Here is a 26,242-nt window from a genome sequence, read left to right as displayed (position 1 = left end):
GGGAAATGAATCTCCCTAATTATTCAATATGCGTTTTCATTTGTCAAACGTCGAAGACACATATCCATTTTCCCTCCGCTTCACGTAAAATCCTCCAGGCAGGCAAGAAATAAATCCTTTTGCCTCCAAGAGCACCAAATGGCGGTCCAACTCACGCCGCTTCTCCTCATCTATTTGCCCGTGCAATTCATCCCAATGCAGCGGCTCATAGGACAAAAGTTCAAGTACTTGCCGCTCTCCAGCACTGACCGACGGCTGCAAAGAATCGGGCATATCAAGCGCTGAAGGGGCCAATCCAGGGTATTCCTCAAGGATGTCCTCCCAGTTTGTTACGAGTTTTGCCCCTTGTTTGATCAAGTTATTCGGCCCTCTGCTCACATTTGAAAAAATCGGCCCCGGAACGGCGAACACGTCTTTCCCCTGCTCCAGCGCACAGTCAACGGTTATCAGCGAACCGCTTCGCTCCGCCGCCTCCACGATCAGCACGCCGCGAGACAGCCCGCTGATCAGCCGGTTGCGTTCAGGAAACAATCCCGGGACGGGCTGCACCCCTGGCGGGTACTCGGACAGGATCAGCCCCTCCTCGGCAATTTGCCGATACAGTGGGAGGTTTTGCCGGGGGTAGATCTGGTCGATGCCGCAGCCAAGCACGGCAATCGTCTTGGACGGCGTTTTCAAGGCGGCGCGATGAGCCTCCGCATCGATGCCGTGAGCCAGTCCGGAGACGATCACGAAACCGGCGTTCGACAAGCCAGTCGTCAAATATTGACAGACGGATCTGCCATAAGGTGTCGGTTTGCGCGTTCCGACGACAGCGAACATCGGCTGCCGAATCAGATCGATATTCCCCTGATAAAACAAAAGCAGCGGCGGGTCGGGCATCTCGCGAAGGGCGGACGGATAAGCGGGATCCAGGAAACAGGTAAACGACAATCCGGCGGCCGTACGCTGCTGCTTGTCCAGGCTTACCTGATGCGGCTGAAGCTTTTGCTGAAGGGCATCGCGAACAGCTGAAGACAGACGCAGCCCCTCCAGCTGGTTTACTATTTTCATAGACAACCCAAGAAAAGAACCGGCGGTCTCGTAAATGCGGCGAAGCGTCTTGCGTCCAATCCCATTGATGCAGACCAGGGAATACAGCCAATCCCGCTCTTCAAGCTCTACCGAGTATACCATGCGGCAGCTCTCCTCCACCGTTTTTCTTCATTATAAGAAGAGACAGACATGGCGACAAAAAAAGAAGAGGAGACTGTTTTGTCCCCTCTTCACGTTGGCTTAGCGAGAAACCATCACTTTATCCAGCATGCCTTTTTCTTTTAACACTTCAACCAGCGTCTCTCCGATGACAGCAGGTGTCTTCGCGACACGAACACCGCAGGATTCCAGTTTGGCAATTTTTTCGGCAGCAGTACCTTTTCCGCCGGAGATGATTGCGCCGGCATGACCCATGCGCTTTCCTGGAGGCGCTGTTTGCCCGCCAATGAAGCCGACAACCGGTTTTTTCATGTTGGCCGCGATCCATTCAGCTGCTTCCTCTTCTGCGGTACCACCAATTTCCCCGATCATGATCACTGCTTCTGTATCTGGGTCTTCGTTGAACAGGTGAAGCACATCGATAAATTCCATGCCTTTCACCGGGTCTCCACCGATCCCTACAGCAGTGGATTGGCCGATGCCGCGAGTAGTGGTTTGATGAACCGCTTCATAGGTCAGGGTACCGGAGCGGGACACGATTCCCACTTTGCCCGGGAGATGGATATACCCAGGCATGATCCCGATTTTGCACTCGCCCGGAGTAATGACACCTGGGCAGTTAGGCCCGATCAAACGGGTTTTTTTGCCTTCCATGTAGCGTTTTACCTTTACCATGTCGAGAACTGGGATACCTTCTGTAATACAAATAACCAGATCCAGCTCCGCATCTACTGCTTCCATAATCGCGTCAGCTGCAACCGGGGGTGCTACGGAGATGAAAGAAACGTTTGCCCCCGTTTTTTCCACCGCTTCTGCCACGGTATTGAAGATCGGAAGCCCTTCAATCTCCGTGCCGCCTTTTCCTGGGCGAGTACCGCCTACGAACTGCGTGCCGTACTCGATACCTTGTTTGGTGTGGAACAGCGCAGTTGCACCAGTAATCCCTTGTGTAATCACCTTTGTATTTTTATTTACAAGAATACTCATCGCTTATTTTTCCCACCTTTATTAACATCTCGGAATCTCTCCGTCTTATTTTACGAGCGAAACGATTTTTTCCGCGCCGTCTGCCATCGAATCTGCCGCCACGATGTTCAAACCAGACTCATTCAGGATTTTCTTGCCCAATTCAACGTTGGTTCCTTCCAGACGAACGACGAGCGGACGATCCAGTTTCACCTGTTTTGCTGCGGCAACCACACCGTTTGCGATGATGTCGCACTTCATGATACCACCGAAGATGTTGACGAAGATGCCTTTTACTTTCGGGTCTTTAAGGATGATCTTAAATGCTTCGGTTACTTTCTCTTCCGTTGCGCCGCCCCCTACGTCGAGGAAGTTGGCCGGTTCGCCGCCGTAGAATTTCACGATATCCATGGTGGCCATCGCCAAACCTGCACCGTTTACCATGCAGCCGATGTTTCCATCAAGAGCGATGTAGGAGAGATCATACTTGGATGCTTCGATCTCTTTCTCATCTTCCTCATCCAGGTCGCGAAGTGCAACTACTTCGGGATGACGGAACAGCGCGTTGCTGTCGAAGTTCAATTTCGCGTCAAGCGCCATCACTTCGCCGTCTCCGGTCACAACAAGCGGGTTGATTTCCGCAATGGAGCAATCTTTGTCAACAAATGCTTGGTAGAGGCTCATCATAAATTGAGCAGCCTTGTTCACCAATTCACTTGGAATGTTAATCGCAAAAGCAAGTCGGCGAGCTTGGAAGGCATTCAGCCCCGTTACCGGATCGATTTCTTCTTTGAAGATTTTTTCCGGAGAGTGTGCAGCCACTTCTTCGATTTCCGTACCGCCTTCTTCGGATGCCATCATTACCACGCGGCCGCTGGAACGGTCAACAACAAGACCTACGTAATATTCCTTCTTGATATCGCAGCCCTGTTCGATCAGCAGGCGCTTTACTTCTTTTCCTTCCGGGCCGGTCTGGTGGGTGACAAGCACTTTACCCAGAATCTCGTTTGCGTATGTACGCACCTCGTCCAAATTCTTCGCTACCTTGACGCCGCCTGCTTTGCCGCGGCCGCCGGCGTGAATCTGCGCCTTGACTACCACGACCTGTGTTCCCAGCTCCTTAGCAGCCTCGACAGCTTCGTCGACGGTAAAGGCAACTTGGCCTTCTGGAACTTTTACACCGTATTGCTTCAGTATCTCTTTACCTTGATACTCATGAATGTTCATTCTCCATCCTCCTATTACAGTCTTAACCCAACATGATAGTATTCTCTTTCAAGCAAAAAAATCCTTCAATGCATCGAGGTGCTATAGACATTTTACGACAAAAAACGAGCGTCTGTCATGCCCTCCATACAAGTTCTTTCTTAGCGTCACCAAATGTACAGCTTCTCATGAAGATTTTTTCGGTTGTTCAAACATCCCAAACAGCGTCAAAATATCGCGTCCTGCATTCTTGCGCTCAAACCAGCTGCCGCCGGTCGAGAAAGCATGTTCATAGACAGCGACTTCCGTCACTTTTTCTCCTACGGTAAACCTGAGCACGTACTCGGCCCGGTTTGCCGCTTGCTCCGGTTTGCCTGCCAGGGCTGTACCGTGCTGCAGCACCCGCACCACCTGATGTACGATCCCCTGCTGGACGATCGAATCGGCTACTTTCCAATCAAGCGCCTCTGCCTTGCCGCCAGCAGGCAGCAGTTTTACCCCAGAGGCTTTAAACAGCATATGTACCGTCTCTTCATCCGGCTGTTGGAGCGGAAGCTTGCCTGTCAACCACGCAAACATCTGGCCTGAAACATGATAATAGATGATTTCCTTCCCCATTTTCACGGAGACAAGGGCCGGTGTCAACACGGTGACTTCCATGATGTTTCTGCCTGTATCAAACTTTAGCCGATAGTAGGGGTAAAGCGGAAACTGCCGGTTGCCCGGCTTTTCACGGTATTCTCCGCTGCGCAGATATTCCCAAAGCTCATTTGCTTCCTGCTTTTGCAAAAACTGGGACATGTTGAGATCGGAAGCGACGATATCCACCGATTCTACCTGGTCTTGCTGGAAGAGGGCAGCGCCGATCAGCTCCCTGACCCAACTGTAAAAGTTGCGCGCCCCCGGCCCGCTGTACGAAGCCTCACCGATTCGGCAGACGTTTTCACCGACGTCGATGATCAGCGGAGCTTCTACGGCTCGGTAGACGATCAGAGAAAATTTAACATCTTTTTCCGGCAGCGGCTGGTCCGCCGTGGTTACCTCCCCCGTCAGCTCCAGCAGCCCGCGGGAAAAGTCTTTCACATCCAAAGGGATATCCTGGCCTTCCGTCGTCAGTACAGAAACCTTTTCTACAGAGTCGACATTTTGGACAATCAGATTGCGCTCAGCGGCGTTAGGTTTTTGCGGGTTCGCAGAACAACCGTAGAGAATCAGACATACCAGACACATTAGGCCAAGCCTGATCCGCCAAAGCTTTTCCATCAGCGGCCTCCTTGTATTAAAGTAATCCCAACCTTCGGCTTACCTCGCTTCCCAGTCTTCTCTTCACGTAAATTTCGCCAATTTGATGGGGGTCCTTGACCATGACCGACCGGTTATTGGTGCGGATGCTGACGAATTTTTCCCCGTTTTTGTCCAGTCCGCATATCAAGTCGGAAGCCACTTCAACAAAGATGATGACAACGTATTTATCCTCCACCTGCTTCAGCGATATCTTGGGAAAGGGCGCCAGCAGGGGAGTTGTCTTGTCCTGGATATACTGTGTAATCGCCAGAATGTACTTGTCGGGGTCCTCGTACTGGCTCAATTCCTCATTTACCCCGACAATTTCCCCGTTGTCGTCGATGCCGAGAAACAAGTTCCCGTTGTTGCTGTTGGCAAAGGCTACGACTGTTTTGATGATATTTCCTTTCGACTGCAAAAAATCGCGCTTGAATTCGATCATGTCGTTTTCGCCCAGTCTTACGGCTGTATGCGGATCGTCTACCTTCCCCAGATAGCGGAACCTGCTAAGGGCGCCCAACCGGTAGACGTACTCTTCAAACAGGTCGGCCGGCAGCGAGATTTCTTCGATCATGGCGTCGGTATTTTGCCAAAGCTTGTATGTCTGCGGTGAAAAACACATATCGAACAGGACAGTTGTGCCAAGCGACTTGATATTCATCCCGATCGCTACCGGAGCCACACTGGAAGGCCGGTACGAGTCAAGGCCCTGCGCTTCCATCACTCCGCTCTGCACGAGAAAGTCAAAGTAGCGCCGCGGCAGGCGAACGGATTCCTTGATCAGCTCGCGCCGCTGCTGTTCGCTGATCCGCTTGGTCACGTGGTAAAGATCAAATAAAACCTCGGACGGGTCGGCATGAATAATGGTAGCCAGAAAGAAACAGAATACTCGCATCGCTCACCCTACTCTTTGTCGTAGTCCATTAGTCTTATTGTAATGACTTTTCCTTTTGTTTGCCACTTTTTTGGGTTTATTTAACAATACTAGATTTTACAGGATCTCTCCCGGCAGCATTTTTGTGCAAAAAAAGAAAGGCAGCCACTACAGCTGCCCCTCTTCATTTCGTTGCCGCTACTTCGATGGAATGCCGACTCTGCTTGCTTCCAGCAGAATCTCCTGTTTTTCGTTTTCATGTACCAGGATCGCCTTTTTATCTGTTTGGAAGTCGTAGTGTCCTTTCTTTAAAAAGTCCTCGACTTCTTGCATTTGCTCTTGGTTCAATTCATAAGAAAACAACGGCACGTACGGCGTGGTATTCCGCGTAGAGAAATACACGGCCGCGGCAACGACAATCACGAGTACCAGTACTCCAATCAAAATCGTGCGTTTGCGTTTATCCGCCATCTTTCGTGTCCTCCAACTGTTAGGCTAAAAAACTAGTACCATCCTAACATGTTTTTTGGAGAACGGTCAAATACTCTCCCCGCTGTCGGCCGAGCGTTCCTGTTCGTGCAGATCAAGCAGAAAATCCCCGATCTGCCGCCAGTCGTCAATCGAAAAGACCGGAAGCTTTTGCGGCGCAAGCGGCACCCAGCTGACGATGCCGCAGCAGTTCGTCACCTCGGCGAGCAGCGGCAAATCCGCTTCGCTGCGTATAAACGCCAGCTTGCGGTAATCCGCCCGTTTGAAGCCTTCGATCAGCACGATGTCTGCCCCCGCCGCTTCCATTCTCGCGACGAGCCGTTCCAGCGGTACAGCGGCCTGCTCAAACCAGCCTGTTTTGCTCTGTGACTGAATCGCCACGAGCGGCGCGCCAGCCTGGCGAAAACGATGTGTATCTTTTCCTTCGTCCCAATCGTGGTCATGACCATCGTGTTTGATCACGCCAACCCGGTGATGCCTGCTTTGAAAATCTCTGACCAACTGCGTCACGATCGTGGTCTTGCCGGAATTGGCGAAACCCACAAACTGCATAATCAAGGGCAATGCCGCCATGGTGTCACCTCGCTTCTCATCTCGAAGACGATCACTTGCGAAACGGAATTATTTCTACGACTTCTCCGGCTGACCGCCCCCTGCCTCCGGGGGGGATGACGATCAAACATTCGGCGTCTTTTAGCGTCCTCAGCATCCCTGACTTGTCAAACCCGTCAGGAATGGCATACAGCGTCGTCTCCTGCAGCTGCAGCCGGCCGCGCAGATAGCGGGGGTACGGACAAGGTTTGTGATAGTCGCAGATGAGCAGCGCTTTTTCGCTTCGCATCGGCGAGGCTTCACGTCTGCCTGCCAACCTGGCCAGGAGCGGCCTGACCAAGAGGTGAAAACCCGTAAAACACGCACCGGGATTTCCCGACAAAGCACAGATCAGCCTGCCGCTTTGGCGTATGGCGGTCGTCGGGCTGCCCGGGCGCATCGCCACGCGGTTGAACAGAAGCTCCACGTCCGGTTCGTCAACAAGCGACGCGACGATGTCTTTGTCCCCAACAGAAACTCCGCCGGTCGTCACCAACAGATCAACCTGACCAAGCACCTGGTCGATCTCTGCCTTTGCCGTCTCCAGGTCGTCCGGCAAACGCTGGCATACAAGCGGGATTCCTCCTGACTCGTGAATCAGGCCCCAGAGCATGATCGTGTTGCTGTCGCGGATTTTCCCGGGCGAGGGAGGCTGCGCGGGATCGACCAATTCGTCGCCGATCGAGAGGATGCCGATGCGCGGCTTTTGGTAGACGGGGACCGGCGTCATCCCGAAGGTAGCGAGGACGGCCAAGGCTCCGCCTCCGATCTGCTCGCCGGCCGCCAGCACCATTTCCCCAGAAGTAATTTCCTGTCCCTTGTAGGCGACGTTCTCTCCCGGCTCCAGCTCCCGCTTGATCAAGACGGCGTCCAGCCACTCTCCCGGATTCTCCGTCTGCTCAAACATGACGACGGCATCAGCTCCCGCCGGCATCATTGCTCCGGTCATGATTCGCACCGCCTCGCCGCGTTTGATCGGCCCTGCGGGAACGTCACCCGCCTTCAGACAGCCGGCTACTCGCAGGCGCACCGGTGACTGCGGGGCAGCCCCGGCGGTATCCGCGGCCCGAACGGCATACCCGTCGAGTGAAGCCCGGTCAAACGAGGGCAGAGCGCAATCCGCCCGGCAATCCTGGGCCAGTATCCGTCCGTGCGCCTCGGCAAGCGGCACCTCTTCTATGCCGATCGGGGCTGCGCCTGCCAACAGCCTGCGGACTGCTTCCTCAACAGTTACTGTCTCCCGGTGAAAGCGCATCTCTTCTCCTCCTCTCCGCCAACGCCCGGCGATAATCGTCAGGGGTGTTCATGTTGAACGTCGCCCACTGGTCCAAATACCCTTCCGCGATCCGCTTCACCCGCAGCTTTTCCAGGACCGACATGATCCGGTACTGCCTGGCAGCAAGCGCTTCCTCCCAAACCGGCAGCGTGCGGGCGTGGTACAGCGCAAACAGCGGGTGAATCCGCCCGCCCGCTTCCGGGATCAGCGCATCCCATTCGTTCAACTCTTGTTTCAGCGCTGCCAAGTGCATGATTTGTCTGGAGTCCGCAAACGGCAGGTCACACGACAGGATCAGCAGCGCATCCTTCCTTGCGCTCTTCAAGGCGGAGCAAATCCCGCTGACCGGACCGTGTGAGCCCCCCTCGTCACGGATCACTTCGATCCCCTGTTCCTGTAGCCTTCGCCAGCGTTCGCCTGAGCCCTCGCCTGCAGCCACCAGGCAAGGCAGTCCGGCTGTCCGCAAACCCTCAAAAAGCTGGAAAAGGAGCGGACGCCCGCCCCAATCCAGCCACTCTTTTGCCGTTCCCATCCGCCGACTCTGCCCTCCGGCCATAATCGCTGCGCCCAATGTAATCTCTGTCATCATCCAATTCCTCCCGTACGAGCAAAGCGCAGTTTTAGCCGACAGACATCTCCAGCTCTTCTATCCTTTTTTCTACGTACTTGGTGTCCTTGTGAGCGTGGTAGGTTTCCGCTCTCTCCACTATGACCGCCGTATTGTACTCCGGAATTCCGGCGAATTCTTCATATACCCCTTTGGGGATCAGGATGTTCCCTTCGGGCCAGTAGACTTGGATATTGCCAGGCTTCGTCTCGGCCAATTTGGCCCATCCCTGGAATACCCCGTGTTCATTGTACACGACAATCGCTGTCCCTTCCAAGATGTCGAGCTTTGCCGCGTCCTCCGGATGGATCAATACATCATACCGGTCCGCCGCGTTAAACGGATCTGTCTCGCTGTAGATCATCGAGTTAAACTGTTTGCCGCGCCGGGTCGTCACGTAAAAGTGGCCTTCCGGCTTGCGCAGCTCCGGCTGATCGATCGGGATCAGGTTAGCCCGGCCGTCCGGCGTCGGGCAGATCCCCCCTTCGCACAGCCAGGCACCGCCCCACTGGAAGACATCCCCACGTTTTTCCAGGTGCTGTATGCCGTCGTAATTGGGATTGGCCCGGGCGATCTCTTCTCGGATCTGTCTGGCGTCGCCAAAGTGGATCAAGTGCTTTTTCTCCGGGTAGACGCGCGAGGCCAGGTCGACGTAGATCTCCCACTCCGAGCGGGCCTCGGCGATGCGCGGCCCTTCGATTTCCGGCGTGAAGTAGACCATCCGCTCGGTGCTGGTAGACGTCCCTCCGCCCGGCTGTTCGTATCTCGTCATTGCCGGCAGGACGATCACTTCTTCTTTGGCGTCAACCAGTGTCGAGGTGTTCAAAATGATATCCTGGTGTACGCGCAGCTCAACCGCTTCCAGACACCGCTTGATAAACGCCGGATCCGGCATCGTCTCCAAAAAGTTTCCGCCGCTGGTGTAAAACAGCCGCGTCTTCCGCTCATGCCCGTCGGGAAGCAGGGTATTTTCCAGGCTGACACCGACGATATCTCCTTGCCAGCGAGGGATTTCAAATCCCCATAAGGCTTCCATCCGCTTGATATTTTCCTCGTCGAGCGGCACCCCGCCGGGCAGCGACATCGGCTCCGCTCCCATCTCGCCGGAGCCTTGCACCCCGCTGTGGCCGCGAATCGGCATCACGCCGCAGTGCTCCCGTCCGATAAATCCGCGCAAAATCGCCAGGTTGGCTACCTGGGAGACATTGTCGGTGCCAAACCGGTGCTGGGTCAGCCCCATGCTCCAGACGAATACTCCCGACTTGGCCTCTGCCAAAAGCTTGGCAAATTCGCCGATGCGCTCCCGCGACAGCCCGGAGGATTTTTCGATCAGTTCCCAGTCCTGGCTGGTCACATGGGCCTTCAGCTGCTCAAAGCCGTTGGCGTGGGCATCGATAAACTCCCGGTCAATCGCCGACCCCGGCGCCGCCTCCTCCATCTCAAACCAGTGCTTCATCACCCCGTTCATGAAGGCGATGTCGCCGCCGATGTTCACCTGGTAGACGTCATCGACGATTTTCGTGCCGAACAGCGCGCTCTCTGGAATAGAAGGGATCCAGTAGTTTTCCATCGCCGGTTCCCGGTAGGGGTTGATCGTGATGATCTTCGTCCCGGCTTTTTTGGCTGCGTACATGTACTTGGTGGAAACCGGTTGGTTGTTGGCCGCTACCGAGCCCCAGAAAACCAGCACATCTGTCCCGATCCAATCCTTGTAATTGCAGCTGGAGGCGCCGATGCCGAGCGAGCGCTTCAGCGCGGTTTTGCTGGGCGAGTGGCAAATCCGGGAAGCGTTGTCAATATTGTTCGTCCCTAAAAAGCGGGCCATTTTCGTCGCGGTGTAGTAGACCTCATTGGTGATTCCCCGCGAGGTCAGGTAAAATGCAAGCTGCTTTGGATCGATGCTCTTGATCTTCCGGACGATCCGGTCCAGCGCTTCATCCCAACTGATCCGGGTAAATGCCTTTTCTCCCGGCTTGCGGGAGAGCGGGTACGGAATCCGCCCCAGCTTGCGCAGCTCGGTGCTGTCCAGCTTCCTCAGCGCTTCGACATCCTCCAGCCACTTGGCCTCGATGGCCGGCATGGTGTTCAGGCGCAGCACATTAAGCCTGGTCGTGCAGACATGCGGTCCGGTCAGGGTCTGGTCGTACAGCCCTGACACCCCAAGCGCACAGCCGTCGCACACCCCTTGGGACAAAATCCGCCAGGCATAGCCAAGGTTGTCCTTGTTTTCGTAGATGACCTTCATGGTGTCGCGAATGTGGTGCGGCTTGACCTTGCCGAGCCCCATCGGCATGTAGCCCGCCCACAACGACGGTTTCCAGGAAGTGTCCAGTTTAATCGGACCGGTGTGTTTTGTTTTCCCCATCTGTCGCTACTCCTTTCTTGAAGCAAAACGCTCGCCATGAGCAAAAAACCACCGGGAAATCATCTTTTCGCAATGCTGAAAAGAGGAAATCACGGCGGTTAATCTTGAGCAGGGTCGCTACCAAGTACCAACATCGCACCTGTGTATGTTATGGCGCCGAGCCGCCGACAGGAGCGCTGTCGCGGCGTGCAGCAGGCTGTTACGCCTTGTTAAATTTCTCTTCGATGTTTTGATCAAAGACAAAAATCGACATGCCGTAGTCCCTGTCGATATCGATATCGACGAACAAGTCGACAAACCGGGCACCGAGAAACGCTTCCATCTCCACCGGCCGGTTTTTGCGGTACATCTCCTTCACCATTTCCGTCCTGGCTGCCCGCAGCATCTGTTTTCCTTCATCTGCGCTGGCAATAAACTTTTCGACCGGTGAAAGATTGCCTTCCATCACGCAGATCGCCCACTGTTTGCAAAAGGTCGTGTGAATCTTACTCGGACCTTTGCCCATGTGACGTTTCCGAAATGCCCGGACAAGATTGCTGAATTCCGCTTCATATTTGTTCATGGCAAGCCATTTCCTTTTACATTCTTAGCGATGAGAATATTGTAACACTTGACTGCTTTTTTCGCAATTCTGACGCTGTCAACCCCAGCAAGATTTAGGCCTGTGCCCGCGCCTCCAGTTTGGCCCGCAGCCGGGCGATGTCCAGCCGGATCAAGAGGGAGATCGCCAGCGCCACGACAAACATCCCGGCAAAAATATACATGATCAGCGAGTAGCTGTTGACTGTTTCACGCACCCAGGACGCGAAGATCGGCCCGGCCAGTCCGGCTGCGGCCCAAGCCGTCAAAATGTAACCGTGAATCGCCCCCAGCTGCTTCTTGCCAAACAAGTCGCCGATGTAGGCCGGAATCGAAGCGAAACCGCCGCCGTAGCAGGTCATGATCAAGAAGATCAGCAGCTGGAAAAACAGGGCGTTAGAAATGGACGGCAGGATGAAGAACGCGACCAATTGGATGGCGAAGAACGCCGTGTACGTGTTGGGCCGCCCAATGTAATCGGAAAAAGATGCCCAGCCGATCCGTCCCATTCCGTTGAAGAGTCCCATCAAACCTACCATCGCTGCGGCTGTGGCCGGAGTCATCCTGGCGATTTCCTGAGCCATGGGCGATGCGACGGCGAGAATGGCGATGCCGCAGGTGACGTTGATGAACAGCATGAGCCACAGCAAGTAAAACCGCCGGGTTTTCACCGCTTCATTCGCCGTCAGCTCTGACAAGTCGACGGCCAGCTTTTTCTCGCCCGACTCCACTTTTTGCTTAAATCCTTCCGGCAGCCACCCCTGCGGCGGCGGAGCCAGATAACGCGCAGAAGAGAACATCAGGATAAAAAAGATAATGCCCAAAATGAAAAAGGTGTTGGCAATCCCGACCGTTGAGATCAGCTTGGCCTCGATCGGACTGAAAATTAATGAAGCGAATCCGAAGCCCATGATGGCCAGTCCTGTTGCCAAGCCGCGCCTGTCCGGAAACCATTTGACCAGTGTTGAGACGGGCGTGATGTACCCGACGCCAAGTCCAATCCCCCCGAGAACCCCGTAGCACAGGTAGAGCAAGGGGAGCGACCCGAGGTTGACAGCCAGTCCAGCCCCGACGGTCCCGACCCCGAAAAAACAGGCAGCGAGTGTGCCGGATTTTCGCGGGCCGTGCTTTTCGACGAAGTGGCCCAAAAAGGCAGCCGACAGTCCGAGGAATAGAATCGCAATACTAAATGTGAATGATACCTCTTTCAATCCCCATTGAAACTGGTTCATCAGCGGCTTCGTATAGACGCTCCAGGCGTACACGGAACCGATGGAGATGTGGATTCCAACTGCCGAGGCCGCAATCAGCCAACGATTTTTTACATGTTCCATTCTTTTTCCTCCTTTTTAATTTTATTGCCGGTGCGGGCAGCAAGCCGCCTTCATCCACCAGCATATGGGCAAAAGAAAAACTGCCGTCTTTCAATGTGGGTACGGGCAAAACACCCTCTTCACAGTGAAATGCGACAGTTAATCTTCAGCAGGAACACTGCCAAGTATCAACAGCACACGCGATACGCCGGAATATTGTTGATCGGCAACAGGATCGCTATTCCGATACAACAATACGGTCCGGACCTTTTGGCGGGAGTTAGAAGCTCATCACCTCAAACAGAGCCAAAGCGTATGTTACAATTTTATGACAAGTTCTAGGTCTAATACTAGCATGTATGCGGTTTCATAGCAACCATTTTTAGACATTTTTTTCGTTTTGTCTTCTCAGAATTGTTTGACGCAAAAATATGCTATGATAAACGCATCCTGTACAGAGGAGTGGGAGCAAGATGCATGAGATGCCCATTACCATCAGCAGATCCGTGGCGAAATACCGCGACAGTGCATTTACGCTGGAAGATGACGAGATCGTGGCAGAGTATCCATTGACGATCTTTGTCAACGATCAGGAATTTGCGACTGTCGTCTGTACGCCTGCCGACCTGGAGGAATTGACCATCGGCTTTCTGGCATCCGAAGGAGTGATTCGCTCCGCATCAGAAGTGAAACAGATTGCCATCGATACAGGCAAAGGTTTTGCCTACGTCGACCTTCATCAAGCCTTCAAGCTGCAGCAGAGCTTCTTCACCAAGCGGCGGATCACCTCTTGCTGCGGCAAAAGTCGCCAATCGTTTTACTTTTACAGCGATGCCAGAGCGGCCAAACCCGTCGATTCGCAGCTGAGCGTCTCTGTGGAGCAGTGTTTTCACCTGATGGACGTCCTCCAGCAATCCTCCCAGATCCATCGCCAGACCGGCGGCGTCCACAATGCTGCACTGTGCAGCGGCCAGGAGATGCTCGTCAGCTACTCGGATATCGGCCGCCACAACGCACTGGATAAAATCTACGGCTACTGCCTGCGGGAAGGAATCGAAACCAGCGACAAGCTGCTCGTGTTCAGCGGCCGAATTTCTTCCGAGGTCCTGTTGAAGGCGGCGAAGATCGGTGCGGCCATTCTCCTCTCCAAATCAGCTCCGACCGATCTGGCCCTGCAGATGGCCGAAGAGCTGGGAATCACCGCCGTCGGGTTTATCCGGGGCGGCAAGCTGAACGTGTACACCAGGCCCGAGCGGATCACGGCCGGTACGCTGCCGGGCTAGGCACGAAACGCGAAAAAAAGCAGCCGTCACGATGCCGCGGCGGCTGCCAGTTTTTCCATCTGTTTACGCCAAAATCGCAAAGACGCCTGCATGACCGGGCCGACCATCAGAACGGATACGAACGTGCCAACTGAGACGGGTCCGGTCGCCAGCCAGCCGAGCAGCAGAGCGGTACCTTCCAAAATCGTCCGCACCAGGCGGATCGACCAGCCTGAGCGTTCTGCCAAAAGCAACGTAAGCCCGTCCCGCGGTCCTGCACCAATATTGGAGGCGACGTACATCCCGGCGCCGAATCCCATCAAGACGATGCCAAACACCAGCATCAGAATTCTCGCCCACAGGAGTTCAACCGCTGGCACGATATCCAATGCCAACAGCCAATTCACAAAGTAGCCAATCAAGACAATATTTAAAACACTGCCGATCCGCGGCCATTTGCGATCCAGCACGCAGGTGATCCAGATCATCAATATACCGATGATCTGGATCCACGTACCCATGGACAAAGCCGTCAAATGGGTCAAGCCGATATGCAGCACATCCCATGACGCCACGCCCAACTTCGCCTGCATCATAAACACGACGCCCAATGCCAATACGAACAGTCCAGCTAAAAACACAGTACATCTGACGGTAAATTTCGTCCCTTTCTCACTCACTCCACTACCTCATCCTTCTCATCTTTTCGTAATAAATTGATCATCATCTGTTCGATGACGCGATTGAATACGGCGAGCTCCTGCTCATCGATATTCAGCAGTGCCTTTGCTTCCAGTTCGTCCGACGCCTGCTGCCAGCTGCGAAACTTTTCGCTCGCCGCCATTGTCAGACAGACCTTCCGCTCCCTCCGGTCCGTCCCCTTTTCCCGGACAATCCAGCCCAACTCTGCCATTCGCGCCAGCGTGCGGGTCATCGTCGGGGGTTCGACGCACAAGTAATCGCTCAACTCCGTTTGCGTACATGGCCCCTGCTCGAACAAGCGCAGGATCACGCCCCATTGTGCGTTGTACATGCCGAGGGGGGATAACTGCTCATTCAGCTTTTTGGAGAATACCCTTGCAGCCTGATTGATCTTATGGCCGTAAACAACCACATATGGTTCCCCCTTTAAATACTTACCTAGCTAAGTATAATTCGAAAAGGTCATTCCGTCAATGAATGAACTTGACGGGAGGAAAGCATTGCCGGCTGGATTTCCGTAAAAAACCCCTCTGCAGATTGCTCCGCCAGAGGGTTGCAAGTTCAAAGCCGCTCCTTTACCGAACGTTTCGCCAGACATTTACGGCAAACAGAATAATCCCGATGATTGTGACAATCGATCCAATGATGATCGCCGCTTCCATCGCCTTATGACCTTGCAAGAAAAAGAACAGACCAATCATCATCACCGGCAAACCAATGTTGTGCAGCCAGAAGTGCCATACACCCAGACGGCTCTCGGCGGCTTGGGGGAACAAATGATAAATAAGACCTGCCAATGCCAACGATACCCAGCCGAGCAAATTGATGTGGGCGTGCACCCCGATCTGCGTAAACATCTGCGTCATGGACATGTACATGCCAAGCAGTACGCCGATGACGAAGTAGACGACAGCTATTTTTAACAGACGAGCTCCCATTTTTCTCCTCCTTCCTCAATAATTTACTACAGTATATTGAGGCAAAAGTCGGGTATGCCAGTCGTGTGCGTTTTCTCCCGCTATGACAACCCATAAAAAATAGCGGCTTGTCTGGCCGCCGCTTCTACCCTTTTACTGATTCAAGCCATTCTGCGTAGCATTCGTCACAAAGCAGTTCACTGTGTTCTCGCTCAGGTTCGTAAAAGGTGACGTAATGGACACTCTCCGTCTGATGATCGCAGTAATAGCACTGGTAGGCCATCTTGTTTCCTCCTTGGTGTACATTGTTTTGACGGTAGTGTTTCCTGCATTTGCGATCTGTTCACTTTGTAAATGATTCCAGTTTACACGTTCTGAAGTTGATTCGAAGCTGGCGGGATTGTGGTAAAATGACACTACATGTGGGGAGGAGATCTTGATGGAATTATCTTCTGTATTGCCTTTTATCGGGGTATCCATGCTGCTGACGCTGTCCCCCGGCCCGGACAATCTGTTTGTGGTGGCACAGAGCGTATCGTACGGCCGCAGGGCGGGATTGGCGACAGCGCTTGGTTTGTGCACAGGCATCACGGTTCATACGCTGGCGGCCGGGTTGGGATTATCCGCTATTTTGTATCAGTCCAACCTCGCCTTTCAAATCGTCAAATACGCTGGTGCAATCTATTTGCTGTACCTGGCCTGGCAGGCTTTGCGGGAAGGACCGCTGACCGCCCAGAAGGCCCTGAGGCTGAGTCTTCCCGCTCTTTTCCGCAGGGGGATTTTCATGAATGTGCTGAACCCGAAGGTATCTCTGTTCTTTTTGGCGCTGCTGCCGCAATTTGTCTCACCGCATCAGGGCAGTCCTGCTTTGCAGATGATTGAATTGGGACTCATCTTCATGGCCCAGGCCATCCTGCTGTTTTCGCTGCTCGCCCTGTTTGCCGGAAGCGTCGGACAAAAGCTGGTTGGCAAGCCGCGCGTCGCGCTTTGGATCAACCGGGCAAAAGCCGGCATCTTCTCCTTCATTGCCATCCGGCTGGCTTTGCTGGAAAAGTAAAATGTTGTGGGAAACAATACGATTTTTCTAAAAATTTTCATCATTCCTGTTGCAGTTTGCCCGAATAGATACTACAATAAAACTCAATCCAATGATCAGAATGATCGTCTGCGGTTTTACTATATCAAACAAAGATGATTTGCACGGTAGTGATTCAGTCCGTTGACCGCGCCCTGCAGATTCTCGATTTGTTCGATAAACAGACGACGTCGTTGAAAATAGCCGAGATTAGCGAGCTTATGAGGCCGCACAAAAGCACCGTTCACTCTCTGTTGAAGACGCTGCAAGACCGCTGGTAAATTGGAGCATTTTGCCGTAATGCTGTGGGAAGCTGCGCAGGAAATGTCTGCCGAGCTGGGGTATGGGATGCTGGAAAGAGGCTAGGTGTTCCTTTTCATGTCATTATTTTAAAACTTAGTTTTATAATATAAAACAATTGGAGGTTTCGCTCATGCGCATTATTCGCTATCTAAATGAACATTCTGTTCCTGCCCTCGCCGCTGTCACCGACGAGGAGCACGTCTACACGCTGCCGTACGGCGATTTTCTGGATTTGGTACACCAGGCCCGCCAACGGGGGATCACACCGCTCGCCTTGATTGGCGAGACCGTCTCCGCTTCCGCCCCCCTTGCCGCTTCCATGGAAAGTCTCTCGCTGCTGACGCCCATTGTCGCCCCGGAAGTGTGGGCAGCAGGTGTCACCTATGAGCGAAGCAGGGAAGCCCGGAATTACGAAGCAACCGGCGGGAAGCTGGATACAACCACCTTTTACGACAAGGTTTACGATGCCGAGCGGCCGGAGATTTTCTTGAAGTCCACTCCTTCGCGCACAGTCGGTCCTGATCAGGCGGTATGCCTTCGCAGTGATTCCCATTGGCAAATCCCTGAGCCGGAGTTGGGGCTGGTGCTCGACAAAACGGGACAAATCCTCGGATATACGATCGGCAATGACATGAGCTGCCGCGACATCGAGGGAGAAAATCCACTCTACTTGCCGCAGGCGAAAATCTGGAAAAACTCGTGCTCCATCGGCCCTGCGATCCGTTTGGCCGAAACGGTTGGCGATCCGTATCAATTCCAGATGTCCTGCCGGATTTTTCGCAATGGAGAAAAAATTGTCGAAGGCTTCGCCCATACCGGTCAATTACACCGTTCGCTGGATGAGCTTGTCTCCTTTTTGCTGCGAGACAATGAATTGGCCGATGGAACCGTGCTGTTGACCGGAACGACAATCGTCCCTCCCAACGACTTCACATTGGCCGACGGTGACAGGGTTGAAATCGAGATATCCCAAATCGGAACCTTGACCAACCCCGTTTGCCAGATCGGGGCATAGTATGAAGCCAAAGGCCGATTCCACGATCGGAAGATGAACAATCGGTAATACAGTGTTTGAAAGGCAGGCAAAGAGAACAAGGGATGCCCGTGGAGAATTCATCCAGCGGCATCCCTTTTTTCGTTGATCTTGATATCTTCGTACCGGATAGCGCAAAAAAATAGGCCATCACAAAGGATGGCCGATGGTCTCGCCGATGGTTCACTTGTCGTACAGTTTGATGAGCGCCTGTGTGCCGCTGTTTTCTTCCCCTTGGGCGGCCAGTTCTTCGTACAGCGATTTTGCCAGCTCCAGTCCAGGAGTCATCAGGCCCATCTCTTTGGCCGAGTCAAATGCAATGCCGATATCTTTAATAATGTGCTTGACGTAAAAGCCCGGGTCGAAATTACCTGCGATCATTCTCGGAGCCAAATTGTTCAAGGACCAGCTCCCTGCCGCCCCTGTCCCGATGCTTTCCAGAACGCGGGTGGGGTCAAGTCCGGCTTTTTTCGCGTAAGCGATTGCCTCGCTGACTCCGATCATGTTGGACGCGATCGTAATTTGATTGCACATTTTGGTATGCTGCCCTGCCCCCGCTTTTCCTTGCAGCACGATATTGGTTCCCATCAGACTGAGGATCGGTTTGACGGCTTCGAAGTCTTCCTCGTCCCCTCCGACCATAATCGTCAAACGGGCTTCCCGCGCCCCGACATCTCCGCCGGAGACTGGCGCGTCCAATGCGTGCATGCCGTTCTCCTTCGCTCGGGCGTAGATCTTTTCCGCGAGTGACGGCGTCGAGGTCGTCATGTCGATCAGATAGCTGCCGGCTTGTCCGTTGGGAATAATTCCTCCCGCTCCCAGGTAAACCTCTTCTACATCCTGCGGATAGCCGACCATGGTGATCACGACATTGGCCCGAGCGGCAACTCCTGCAACAGTATCCTGCCACTGCGCTCCGGAAGCCAGCAGATCCTCGGCTTTGGCCTTGGTGCGGTTGTAGACGACCACCTCATAGCCGGCTTTTAAAATATGGGACGCCATGCTTTTGCCCATCACGCCAAGTCCGATGAAACCAACAACGGTATTTTCTTTCGTCAATGCCAATATCCTCACGCCTTTTCATATTTTTGTAATATTTTATCATATATTATGGGCAATGGCATCCCTTACGTCATCAGCCTCTCCGGCCGAAACAGCTCGATGGGATGTGACGTTGTGCCGACAGTTGTCAAGTCAGCCAAAATCTCTCCCACCACACTGGCAAATTTGAAGCCGTGCCCGGAAAATCCGGCGGCTATGGCGACCTGCGGGTGCCTAGGATGCGGGGAGACGACAAAGTGCTGATCAGCGGTAAACGTAAAGAAACACGTCTTGGCCCGGATGAATTTGCCGTTTAACGCTGGAAAGCGATCTCTGATGTAGCCCCGCATTTCCTCTATCTCATGATCGTGTACCTGACGGTCGATCGTGTCTGTCGTACATGGGGTCCCCGCGTAGAAACCGCCGATCTTGACCCCTTCACAGGACAGACCTTGAGCGGGAAAACCGTACAGATGGGCTCCATCATCCTCCCAGATGTAGATGGGATGCTTCCCAATTCGAAACGGCTCCAACCCGTTCACGGGCTCAAACCACATCATCAGCCCTCGTTCCACGGCAAAGCTTACCCCCAAATCGGCCAGTACATCGGGTGCCCAGGCACCCGGGCAGACGATCAGCCGTCCCGCCTCGTAGACCCCCTTCTCTGTAGTGACACGGACGCCTTCGCCGTATGGGGCCGCCTCCCAAGCCGTGACTGCCTCGTGAAAGTGAAGTTCCGCTCCGTGCCGCTCTGCTTGACACAAATGCGTATACACGCTTGCTTCGGGACGGACAAAGCCGCCGTTTGCTTCGTAAAGGCCGACGAGATCGGGGGTGGGATTGAAGGCGGGAAAGCGGCTTTTGATCTCTTTTGCATCCAGCATTTCGTAGGGCAGGTTCCACCGCTTGGCGCTCTCCAGGCTGCCCCTTAGCGTCATGCTGTCCGGTTTTCCCATCATCAGGCCACCCGTGATGGTCATGATGTCGGCACCGCTCTCCCGTTCAATCTGCTCCCATAATTCATAGGCCCGAAGCAGCAGCGGGACGTACGCCGGGTCTTCAAAATACGCCTGCCGGATAATCCGCGAGCCGCCGTGATGGGACCCCTGATCGTGTGCCGGGCCAAAGCGTTCCAGTCCGAGAACGCGCTGACCGCGTTTCGCCAATTGATAGATTGCCGTACTGCCCATACTGCCCAATCCGATTACGATGACATCGAAAGATTTTGACATGTCCATTTCCCCTGACTGGTAAGGTTTCTACTCTTCAAAATTATATTACCATTATTCAGAGAAATAAAAATAGCCGCATTTTTCGGCGGCTGGGACGCAGCGGCAAAAGCTTGCCTGCGATCAATGACAGTGCTCCCGCGCACTGCCACACATGAACTCATATCGAATCGAGATTTTTCATCATCTGCTGCAAGACACGCTGAAATACAGCCAGGTCGTGTTCTTCAATGTCTTGAACCACAACGGTTTCCAATTCGTCTGCCGCCTGCTGCCACAAGGGAATCGTCTCGATTGCTTTGGGAGTTAAAAATACCTTCCGCTCCCGCTTGTCCTCCCCCGCTTCTCTCACCACATACCCAAGCTCCTCCAGCCTCGCCAACGTTCTGGTAATCGTGGGAGCTTCCACGTTGAGATAACAGCCGATCTCGATTTGCGTGAGCGGACCGCGAATATGCAAGTAATAAATAATCGCCCATTGTGAGCTGTACAAGCCCAGACAAGAGAGCTTTTCGTTTGTTTTCTTGGCAATTTTCCTCGCTGCCTGGTTGATTTTATGTCCATAGAGATCCATTTTTTCCCTCCTAAACGAATGATCAAACCGTCTTGTTTAAGGAGATGGAACACGGGCAAATCCCGAACTGCTGCAAACACAGCATGTTCGATGCTTGTTTCTCATCGTTGCTCAACGTTATTTATATTATCAAAAAAGTTGTATAATCACAAATCGACTTCGTCCATCTTTTGGGAACCAGCTTGTACCCAGATCCTCAGAGCATCGTGCTGTCTTGTGCAAACCGGACGCAGCCAGATTACGCGTACTGTTTTTCCGGTGCCGGGCCCCTCTTGCCAAGCTTGTGCTTGATGTACAGGTATTCTTCAATCTCGTGCAGCAGGTAGAAAAGCGCTGCGCGGGTCTCAAATTCTTCGGTCGTCTGCGGAAGCGGGGTTTCCCGGATCTCCTCGCGCATCAGGCGCAATTTGTCCAAAAAGCGATAGGCTGTATTTCCGGGATGGATCGAATGACTCAACTGATCCAAAAAGTCCGCAATCTGCTGCCCTTGAGGCACCTGTACACTCAACGTCGATACGAGCGGGAGCATTCGCTCCAAATATTCAAACTGCTTTTCCCGCATGACAAAATAGTCGTAAAACGAATCTTCCTTTCCGCCAATCCTGTTTTCGACATCACGGGCGGCTAAAAGTTTGGCTTCCTTCAACAGATTCTCCGTCTCCAGCATCTCACCCCCGTTCCAATCGCTTTGACCGTGGCGCAAGTAGTAGCAAAACTCCTGCAAAATGATGGCGAAGTTGCGTTCCACCGCAGTCACCATGCCTTTCAGTTCCTTTTCCAGGCTGGGCATGTAGAGATTGGCCAACAGGGCGACACCGGCCCCGATGACGAGTAAGGCCAGTTCATTCAGTATCGCCGGCATATCCAGCCGTTCCAGAGAATAGAGGTGCAAGAGGACAACCATGCTGGTGACGAACCCCTCTTGAATCTTAAAGCGGACGGCCAGCGGCAGATAGACGAGAATCAGCAGGGACAGCGTTACCGGCTGAAATCCGAGCAAGGCAAACAGGGCGACGCCAATCGCCAGCCCGAGCAGGCAGGCCAGTATCCGTTTGACTGCCGTCTGAATCGACTGTTTGCGGGTCACCTGAATGCAGAGAATCGTAATCGTCCCGGCAGCCGCGTAAAAGGCGAGCCCCAACTGCTGGGCGATCAAGATAGAGACTCCGGTTCCGATTGCGGTTTTTATGGTGCGATAACCTATTTTAAAAGCCATAAGCTCAATCCTTCCATCCTCATGCTTTTCCGCCAAAAATGAAGTACCCCACAAGTATACCGCAACCCAACAGGACTGCAAAACCCAAGAATTATTCCCGTCGTCTGCATGCCCTTCCGCCCTGCCCGGCCCCGGGAAAAAGCGCCCCGTTTCCACTGCAGCCGGTCATGAACTGACAGAATTAACAGATGGTTTGACAGGTATAATCATCAGGAATATTATTATCTAGGTAATTGTTACTTAAGTAACTTTACTTTTTTCAGGGGGGAATCCATAGGGACAAAGTATTGCTTATGTTTACGTGAAGTCTTGTTATGCACCAGAGAGAAGGGAAAGAGGAGGAATTGCGATGGCAGATATCCATTCGAAACAGCCGAAGAGCAACTCCCGGCGCGAATTCCTGAAGAATTCGGGGATTGCTTTGGGGGGACTCGTCGTCGGGGGCGTACTCGGCGGTTCACTGATCGGCAATAAGCAGACAGAAGTAGAGAAGGTCGTCGAAAAATCAGTCGACTACAATCAAGCCTTGATGTTCTTCAATCAAGAGCAGTACCAATTGACGGATGCCGCCTCTGAGCGCATCTTTCCGAAAGACGAAATTGGCCCTGGCGCGAAGGAGTTGGGCGTAGCCTTCTACATCGACCACCAGTTGGCCAGTCCGTGGGGGATCAATGCGAAAGACTACATGACAGGGCCGTTCTATCCGGGCGAAGCGACACAAGGCATGCAAACTTCGCTGAAACGCTCAGAGATCTTCACCTTGGGCCTGCAAGGGTTAAACGACTACAGCCAAAAGAAATACAACAAGAAATTCACCGAGCTTGCAGAAACAGAGCAAGACGACGTGTTAAAGGTATTTGAGGAAGGAAAAGAATTCCAGCTGACAGGTCTTACCACCAAGGAATTTTTCAACCTGCTGCGCAGTATGACCCTTGAAGGCGTTTATGCAGATCCCATGTACGGCGGCAATAAAGACATGCAAGGCTGGAAAATGCGCAACTATCCGGGCAACCAGATGAGTTACGCCGCCATGATCGAGAAGGATGAGTTTGTCAAATTAGATCCAAAAAGTCTCCGTGACCACATGGGTCATTGAGATCAGGAAGGGATGACATAGATGAGTAAGAAGCTTCCTAAAGTTCCGGTTGTAATCGTCGGGATGGGCTGGGCCGGCGGTATTATCGCCGCAGAGCTGACCAAAGCCGGAGTAAAAGTAGTCGGACTGGAACGGGGAAAAGGACGAAGCACTAGTGATTATTACATGGCCCACGACGAACTGCGCTATGCCCAGCGTTATGAACTGATGCAAAACCTCTCCCTGGAGACCGTCACTTTCCGCAATAACGAAAAAATGCGCGCACTCCCCATGCGCACGTACGGTTCCTTCCTTTTGGGCGACGGTGTTGGCGGTGCAGGTTCCCACTGGAACGGCCAGTACGGTCGTTTCCTGCCGTACGACTTCGAGATCAGATCGATGACTGTGAAACGCTACGGCGAAAAGAAGATTCCCAAGGGCATGACGATTCAGGACTGGGGCATTACCTACGACGAGCTGGAGCCTTACTTCGACAAATACGAAAAGATGGCAGGCATTTCGGGCGAGGCCGAAGACAACCCGATGGTCGGCAAACGCTCTAATCCATTCCCTACTCCTCCGATGAAAGTAACCCCTGCGATGAAACTGTTTTCGGATGCAGCCAAAAAGCTGAACTACCACCCGTACATCATTCCATCGGCCAACCTGACGGAGAACTACAAAAACCCGGACGGCGTCGAGCGGGCCGCGTGTCAGTACTGTGCCTACTGCGAACGGTTTGGCTGTGAGTACGGCGCCAAAGCCGATCCGGTCGTGACAGTCATCCCGGTCGCCCAAAAGACAGGAAATCTCGATTTGCGCACTCATTCCAATGTGACAAGAATCCTGCATGACGGAAAAAAAGCGACCGGTGTCGTCTACGTCAATACCATTACCGGCGAAGAGATCGAGCAGCCGGCAGATCTGGTGATCTTGACCAGCTTTACCATGAACAACGCTCGTCTGCTGCTCCTCTCCAAGCTGGGTAAACCGTACGATCCTGTTACCGGTACGGGTGTCATCGGGAGAAACTACGCGTACCAAATGAACGGCGCCAAAGCAACCGGTTTCTTCGACGACAAACAGTTCAACACCTTTATGGGAGCGGGTGCCCTCGGTGTGGAGATCAGCGATTTTAACGGGGACAACTTTGACCACAGCGACCTCAACTTCCTGCATGGCGCGGGCATTCGCTTCACCCAGACCGGGGCTCGTCCGATCGCCAGCAACACGGTGCCCAGCGGAACTCCTTCCTGGGGCAAGGAATTCAAGCAGGCATCGATCAAGTATGCGAACTCAACGCTTACCTTCTCTGCCCAAGGGGCAAGCCTGCCCTGGCAGCATCACTACATCGATCTGGATCCGACGTACAAAGATGCGTACGGCAACCCCCTGCTGCGGATCACCTTCGACTGGGAAGATCAAGACAGGGAAATGACCAAGTTCCTGGCCGGCAAGGTTGGCGAACTCATGAAAGCCATAAATCCGACAAGTGTACAGGTAAGCGATACGTTGAAGCCGTACAACATTACACCGTATCAATCCACCCACAACACAGGCGGCGTCATCATGGGAGCTGATCCGGCCACATCCGCCGTCAACTCCTACCTGCAGATGTGGGACGCAGAAAACGTGTTCGTCGTCGGCGCATCCGCCTTCGCCCACAATGGCGGCTACAACCCGACTGCAACTGTCGGAGCGCTGTCCTACCGGGCCGCGGAAGGCATTTTGAAATACATCAAGCAAGGCGGACCACTGGTCTAGTCTGATTCAAGCGACAAGGTTATATAGAAAAGCGATTTTCGCTTTTCTATATAACTTTTATTTGAGGGGTGTGTATGCAAAACAACCAGGAATTTGTATCCCATTTGACCGAACTGCGGAAACGGCTCATCTGGGTCATCGTCTGTTTTCTTTTGTCTCTTTGCATCGGCTTGGCCCTATCCCCTTCCATTCTGTTATTCATAAAGTCTCAGCCTGTAGCTGCCCATATCGTCTGGAACGTGTTCTCATTTACTGATGGAATGTTCATTTATATGAAATGCGGCTTTCTGGTCGCCCTCTTTCTGACGCTTCCGCTCGCCCTCTACCAGGCGTGGGCATTTGTCAGACCGGGCCTGACCGACGATGAGGCACGGAAAACGATCTGGTTCGTTCCATTGTCGTTTTTCCTGTTTCTCTGTGGGGTGGCGTTTAGCTATTTCGTCGCCTTTCCGATGATGGTTTCCTTTCTGTCGAACGTGAACCGGAGCATCGGAGCAGTGGAAACGTATGGAATTGATCGCTTTTTCTCGTTTATGTTCAACGTCATTTTTCCCATGGCGGTCGCATTTGAGATGCCGGCAGTCGTGTTATTCCTGACCAAGCTCGGCCTCATCAATCCCGCTCAGTTAAGGTCATTCCGCAAATACGTCTATTTGGGCCTGGCGATTGTCGGGGCGATGATCTCCCCGCCGGATTTTGTCTCGCATTTATCAGTCACGATTCCGCTCATTCTCCTGTTTGAGCTGAGCATTATCTGCTCGGGATGGTATTTGCGCAGATCAAACCGTTCGCTTGCGCCTGAGTCGTAAACAAGAGGAGGAAACTACAGTGTTTAACAACATCGGAATTCCCGGATTGATCATCATTCTCGTCATTGCATTGGTTGTCTTCGGACCGTCAAAACTTCCGCAGCTGGGCCGAGCGCTGGGTGATACGCTCCGCGAATTTCGCTCTTCCACCAAAGGAGTTGTCGAAGAGATTACGGACGAATCAAAGGGAACAAACACACAAAACCCTGAAAAAAAATAACAGCAGCTTCCGCATGGACGTGCAGCAGCATCCGCCGGTGATAGTGATGGGTGTAGCTAGCACGTCTATTTTTTTTGCCTTGCTGCCTTTTTTCTCCGCCTTCAACGATTTGAACAAGGCCGCTGACATCAAGAACAAAATCAACGTAAACGGAAGGCGGCGTCAGAAAATGGCTCATCGGCTCGGCGACGCCCCAAAAGACAAGCCTTACGCCGTACCCGGCACTAAACAGCATGCCGATCCATGTAAAATACGGGAACTCTGGTTTATCCTCGTCC

Annotated in this window: 27 protein-coding genes and 2 pseudogenes; 8 read left to right on the top strand and 21 right to left on the bottom strand. The window is 53.3% G+C overall.

Annotated features, from left to right (window positions below; translation table 11 throughout):
* Positions 1–36: 36 nt before the first annotated feature.
* The 12 genes from dprA to ACI7RC_RS01675 all read right to left on the bottom strand — a co-directional run bounded on the left by dprA (position 37) and on the right by ACI7RC_RS01675 (position 12,765).
* A complete protein-coding gene (dprA, locus tag ACI7RC_RS01730; RefSeq protein ID WP_408106485.1) occupies positions 37–1,176 on the bottom strand; it encodes a DNA-processing protein DprA in 1,140 nt (379 codons plus the stop codon).
* A gap of 99 nt (positions 1,177–1,275) precedes the next feature.
* The gene (gene sucD, locus ACI7RC_RS01725) at positions 1,276–2,181 is read right to left on the bottom strand and encodes a succinate--CoA ligase subunit alpha (RefSeq protein ID WP_408106484.1); all 906 of its coding nucleotides are present in this window, start codon (positions 2,179–2,181) and stop codon (positions 1,276–1,278) included.
* Positions 2,182–2,226: 45 nt separating this feature from the next.
* Positions 2,227–3,387: an ADP-forming succinate--CoA ligase subunit beta gene (gene sucC, locus ACI7RC_RS01720; protein WP_408106483.1), complete on the bottom strand. Its 1,161-nt coding sequence runs from the start codon at positions 3,385–3,387 to the stop codon at positions 2,227–2,229.
* Positions 3,388–3,552: 165 nt separating this feature from the next.
* Positions 3,553–4,629 (bottom strand): hypothetical protein, encoded by a 1,077-nt coding sequence (locus ACI7RC_RS01715; protein WP_408106482.1) that lies wholly within the window; start codon positions 4,627–4,629, stop codon positions 3,553–3,555.
* 16 nt (positions 4,630–4,645) lie between these two features.
* Positions 4,646–5,545, bottom strand: a complete 900-nt coding sequence (locus ACI7RC_RS01710) for an AlbA family DNA-binding domain-containing protein (protein ID WP_408106481.1) — start codon at positions 5,543–5,545, stop codon at positions 4,646–4,648.
* 177 nt (positions 5,546–5,722) lie between these two features.
* Positions 5,723–5,995, bottom strand: a complete 273-nt coding sequence (locus ACI7RC_RS01705) for a hypothetical protein (RefSeq protein WP_408106480.1) — start codon at positions 5,993–5,995, stop codon at positions 5,723–5,725.
* A 66-nt stretch (positions 5,996–6,061) separates the two neighbouring features.
* Positions 6,062–6,586, bottom strand: a complete 525-nt coding sequence (mobB, locus tag ACI7RC_RS01700) for a molybdopterin-guanine dinucleotide biosynthesis protein B (protein WP_408106479.1) — start codon at positions 6,584–6,586, stop codon at positions 6,062–6,064.
* Between the two features lie 31 nt (positions 6,587–6,617).
* A complete protein-coding gene (locus ACI7RC_RS01695) occupies positions 6,618–7,859 on the bottom strand; it encodes a molybdopterin molybdotransferase MoeA (protein WP_408106478.1) in 1,242 nt (413 codons plus the stop codon).
* Positions 7,828–8,469: a molybdenum cofactor guanylyltransferase gene (locus ACI7RC_RS01690; RefSeq protein WP_408106477.1), complete on the bottom strand. Its 642-nt coding sequence runs from the start codon at positions 8,467–8,469 to the stop codon at positions 7,828–7,830. The genes ACI7RC_RS01695 and ACI7RC_RS01690 overlap by 32 nt, the downstream gene beginning before the upstream one ends.
* A gap of 31 nt (positions 8,470–8,500) precedes the next feature.
* Positions 8,501–10,852, bottom strand: coding sequence for an FdhF/YdeP family oxidoreductase (locus ACI7RC_RS01685; RefSeq protein WP_408106476.1), 2,352 nt, complete (start codon positions 10,850–10,852; stop codon positions 8,501–8,503).
* A 199-nt stretch (positions 10,853–11,051) separates the two neighbouring features.
* Positions 11,052–11,414 carry a Na-translocating system protein MpsC family protein gene (locus ACI7RC_RS01680; protein ID WP_019119094.1) on the bottom strand — a complete coding sequence of 121 codons (363 nt, stop codon included), beginning with the start codon at positions 11,412–11,414 and terminating at the stop codon, positions 11,052–11,054.
* 94 nt (positions 11,415–11,508) lie between these two features.
* Positions 11,509–12,765, bottom strand: a complete 1,257-nt coding sequence (locus ACI7RC_RS01675; protein WP_408106475.1) for an L-lactate MFS transporter — start codon at positions 12,763–12,765, stop codon at positions 11,509–11,511.
* Positions 12,766–13,217: 452 nt separating this feature from the next.
* Here ACI7RC_RS01675 and fdhD point away from each other — a divergent pair, with 452 nt between their 5' ends.
* Positions 13,218–14,027 (top strand): formate dehydrogenase accessory sulfurtransferase FdhD, encoded by an 810-nt coding sequence (fdhD, locus tag ACI7RC_RS01670; protein WP_408106474.1) that lies wholly within the window; start codon positions 13,218–13,220, stop codon positions 14,025–14,027.
* A gap of 26 nt (positions 14,028–14,053) precedes the next feature.
* Here fdhD and ACI7RC_RS01665 read toward each other — a convergent pair whose 3' ends face one another.
* The 4 genes from ACI7RC_RS01665 to ACI7RC_RS01650 form a co-directional block, all read right to left on the bottom strand.
* Positions 14,054–14,686, bottom strand: coding sequence for a YczE/YyaS/YitT family protein (locus ACI7RC_RS01665; RefSeq protein ID WP_408106473.1), 633 nt, complete (start codon positions 14,684–14,686; stop codon positions 14,054–14,056).
* The gene (locus tag ACI7RC_RS01660; protein WP_408106472.1) at positions 14,683–15,120 is read right to left on the bottom strand and encodes a MarR family winged helix-turn-helix transcriptional regulator; all 438 of its coding nucleotides are present in this window, start codon (positions 15,118–15,120) and stop codon (positions 14,683–14,685) included. Before ACI7RC_RS01660 ends, ACI7RC_RS01665 begins: the two co-directional genes overlap by 4 nt.
* Before the next feature lie 163 nt (positions 15,121–15,283).
* Positions 15,284–15,646 (bottom strand): cytochrome-c oxidase, encoded by a 363-nt coding sequence (locus ACI7RC_RS01655; protein ID WP_408106471.1) that lies wholly within the window; start codon positions 15,644–15,646, stop codon positions 15,284–15,286.
* A 124-nt stretch (positions 15,647–15,770) separates the two neighbouring features.
* A complete protein-coding gene (locus ACI7RC_RS01650; RefSeq protein ID WP_408106470.1) occupies positions 15,771–15,908 on the bottom strand; it encodes a hypothetical protein in 138 nt (45 codons plus the stop codon).
* Between the two features lie 156 nt (positions 15,909–16,064).
* Here ACI7RC_RS01650 and ACI7RC_RS01645 point away from each other — a divergent pair, with 156 nt between their 5' ends.
* From ACI7RC_RS01645 to ACI7RC_RS01635, 3 genes and pseudogenes are all read left to right on the top strand, one after another.
* Positions 16,065–16,682, top strand: coding sequence for a LysE family translocator (locus ACI7RC_RS01645; protein WP_408106469.1), 618 nt, complete (start codon positions 16,065–16,067; stop codon positions 16,680–16,682).
* Between the two features lie 134 nt (positions 16,683–16,816).
* Positions 16,817–16,969, top strand: a pseudogene (locus ACI7RC_RS01640) (helix-turn-helix domain-containing protein); the annotation flags it as partial.
* 164 nt (positions 16,970–17,133) lie between these two features.
* On the top strand, positions 17,134–18,018 hold the full coding sequence (locus ACI7RC_RS01635; protein WP_408106468.1) for a fumarylacetoacetate hydrolase family protein: 885 nt from the start codon (positions 17,134–17,136) through the stop codon (positions 18,016–18,018).
* Between the two features lie 201 nt (positions 18,019–18,219).
* Here ACI7RC_RS01635 and ACI7RC_RS01630 read toward each other — a convergent pair whose 3' ends face one another.
* From ACI7RC_RS01630 to ACI7RC_RS01615, 4 genes are all read right to left on the bottom strand, one after another.
* On the bottom strand, positions 18,220–19,101 hold the full coding sequence (locus tag ACI7RC_RS01630; RefSeq protein WP_408106467.1) for an NAD(P)-dependent oxidoreductase: 882 nt from the start codon (positions 19,099–19,101) through the stop codon (positions 18,220–18,222).
* A gap of 62 nt (positions 19,102–19,163) precedes the next feature.
* Positions 19,164–20,309, bottom strand: coding sequence for an N-methyl-L-tryptophan oxidase (gene solA, locus ACI7RC_RS01625; protein WP_408106466.1), 1,146 nt, complete (start codon positions 20,307–20,309; stop codon positions 19,164–19,166).
* 157 nt (positions 20,310–20,466) lie between these two features.
* A complete protein-coding gene (locus tag ACI7RC_RS01620; protein ID WP_408106465.1) occupies positions 20,467–20,880 on the bottom strand; it encodes a MarR family winged helix-turn-helix transcriptional regulator in 414 nt (137 codons plus the stop codon).
* Positions 20,881–21,118: 238 nt separating this feature from the next.
* Positions 21,119–22,096, bottom strand: a complete 978-nt coding sequence (locus ACI7RC_RS01615; protein ID WP_408106464.1) for an aromatic acid exporter family protein — start codon at positions 22,094–22,096, stop codon at positions 21,119–21,121.
* Between the two features lie 349 nt (positions 22,097–22,445).
* Here ACI7RC_RS01615 and ACI7RC_RS01610 point away from each other — a divergent pair, with 349 nt between their 5' ends.
* The 4 genes from ACI7RC_RS01610 (at position 22,446) to ACI7RC_RS01595 (ending at position 25,964) form a co-directional block, all read left to right on the top strand.
* Positions 22,446–23,192 carry a gluconate 2-dehydrogenase subunit 3 family protein gene (locus ACI7RC_RS01610; RefSeq protein WP_408106463.1) on the top strand — a complete coding sequence of 249 codons (747 nt, stop codon included), beginning with the start codon at positions 22,446–22,448 and terminating at the stop codon, positions 23,190–23,192.
* Between the two features lie 21 nt (positions 23,193–23,213).
* Positions 23,214–24,935: a GMC family oxidoreductase gene (locus ACI7RC_RS01605; RefSeq protein ID WP_408106462.1), complete on the top strand. Its 1,722-nt coding sequence runs from the start codon at positions 23,214–23,216 to the stop codon at positions 24,933–24,935.
* A gap of 74 nt (positions 24,936–25,009) precedes the next feature.
* Complete coding sequence (gene tatC / locus ACI7RC_RS01600; RefSeq protein ID WP_408106461.1) at positions 25,010–25,744, top strand: twin-arginine translocase subunit TatC; 735 nt, start codon at positions 25,010–25,012, stop codon at positions 25,742–25,744.
* 19 nt (positions 25,745–25,763) lie between these two features.
* Complete coding sequence (locus ACI7RC_RS01595; RefSeq protein WP_408106460.1) at positions 25,764–25,964, top strand: twin-arginine translocase TatA/TatE family subunit; 201 nt, start codon at positions 25,764–25,766, stop codon at positions 25,962–25,964.
* Between the two features lie 154 nt (positions 25,965–26,118).
* On the opposite strand, the pseudogene ACI7RC_RS01590 reads toward ACI7RC_RS01595, so the two are convergent.
* A pseudogene (locus ACI7RC_RS01590) lies at positions 26,119–26,241 on the bottom strand (BCCT family transporter); the annotation flags it as partial.
* Position 26,242 lies beyond the last annotated feature (1 nt).

The organism is Brevibacillus sp. B_LB10_24 (genome assembly GCF_046036945.1).
Classification (GTDB): domain Bacteria; phylum Bacillota; class Bacilli; order Brevibacillales; family Brevibacillaceae; genus Brevibacillus_C.
The sequence above is the reverse complement of the archived record's forward strand: the minus strand, read 5'-3'. Positions and strand labels throughout refer to the sequence as shown.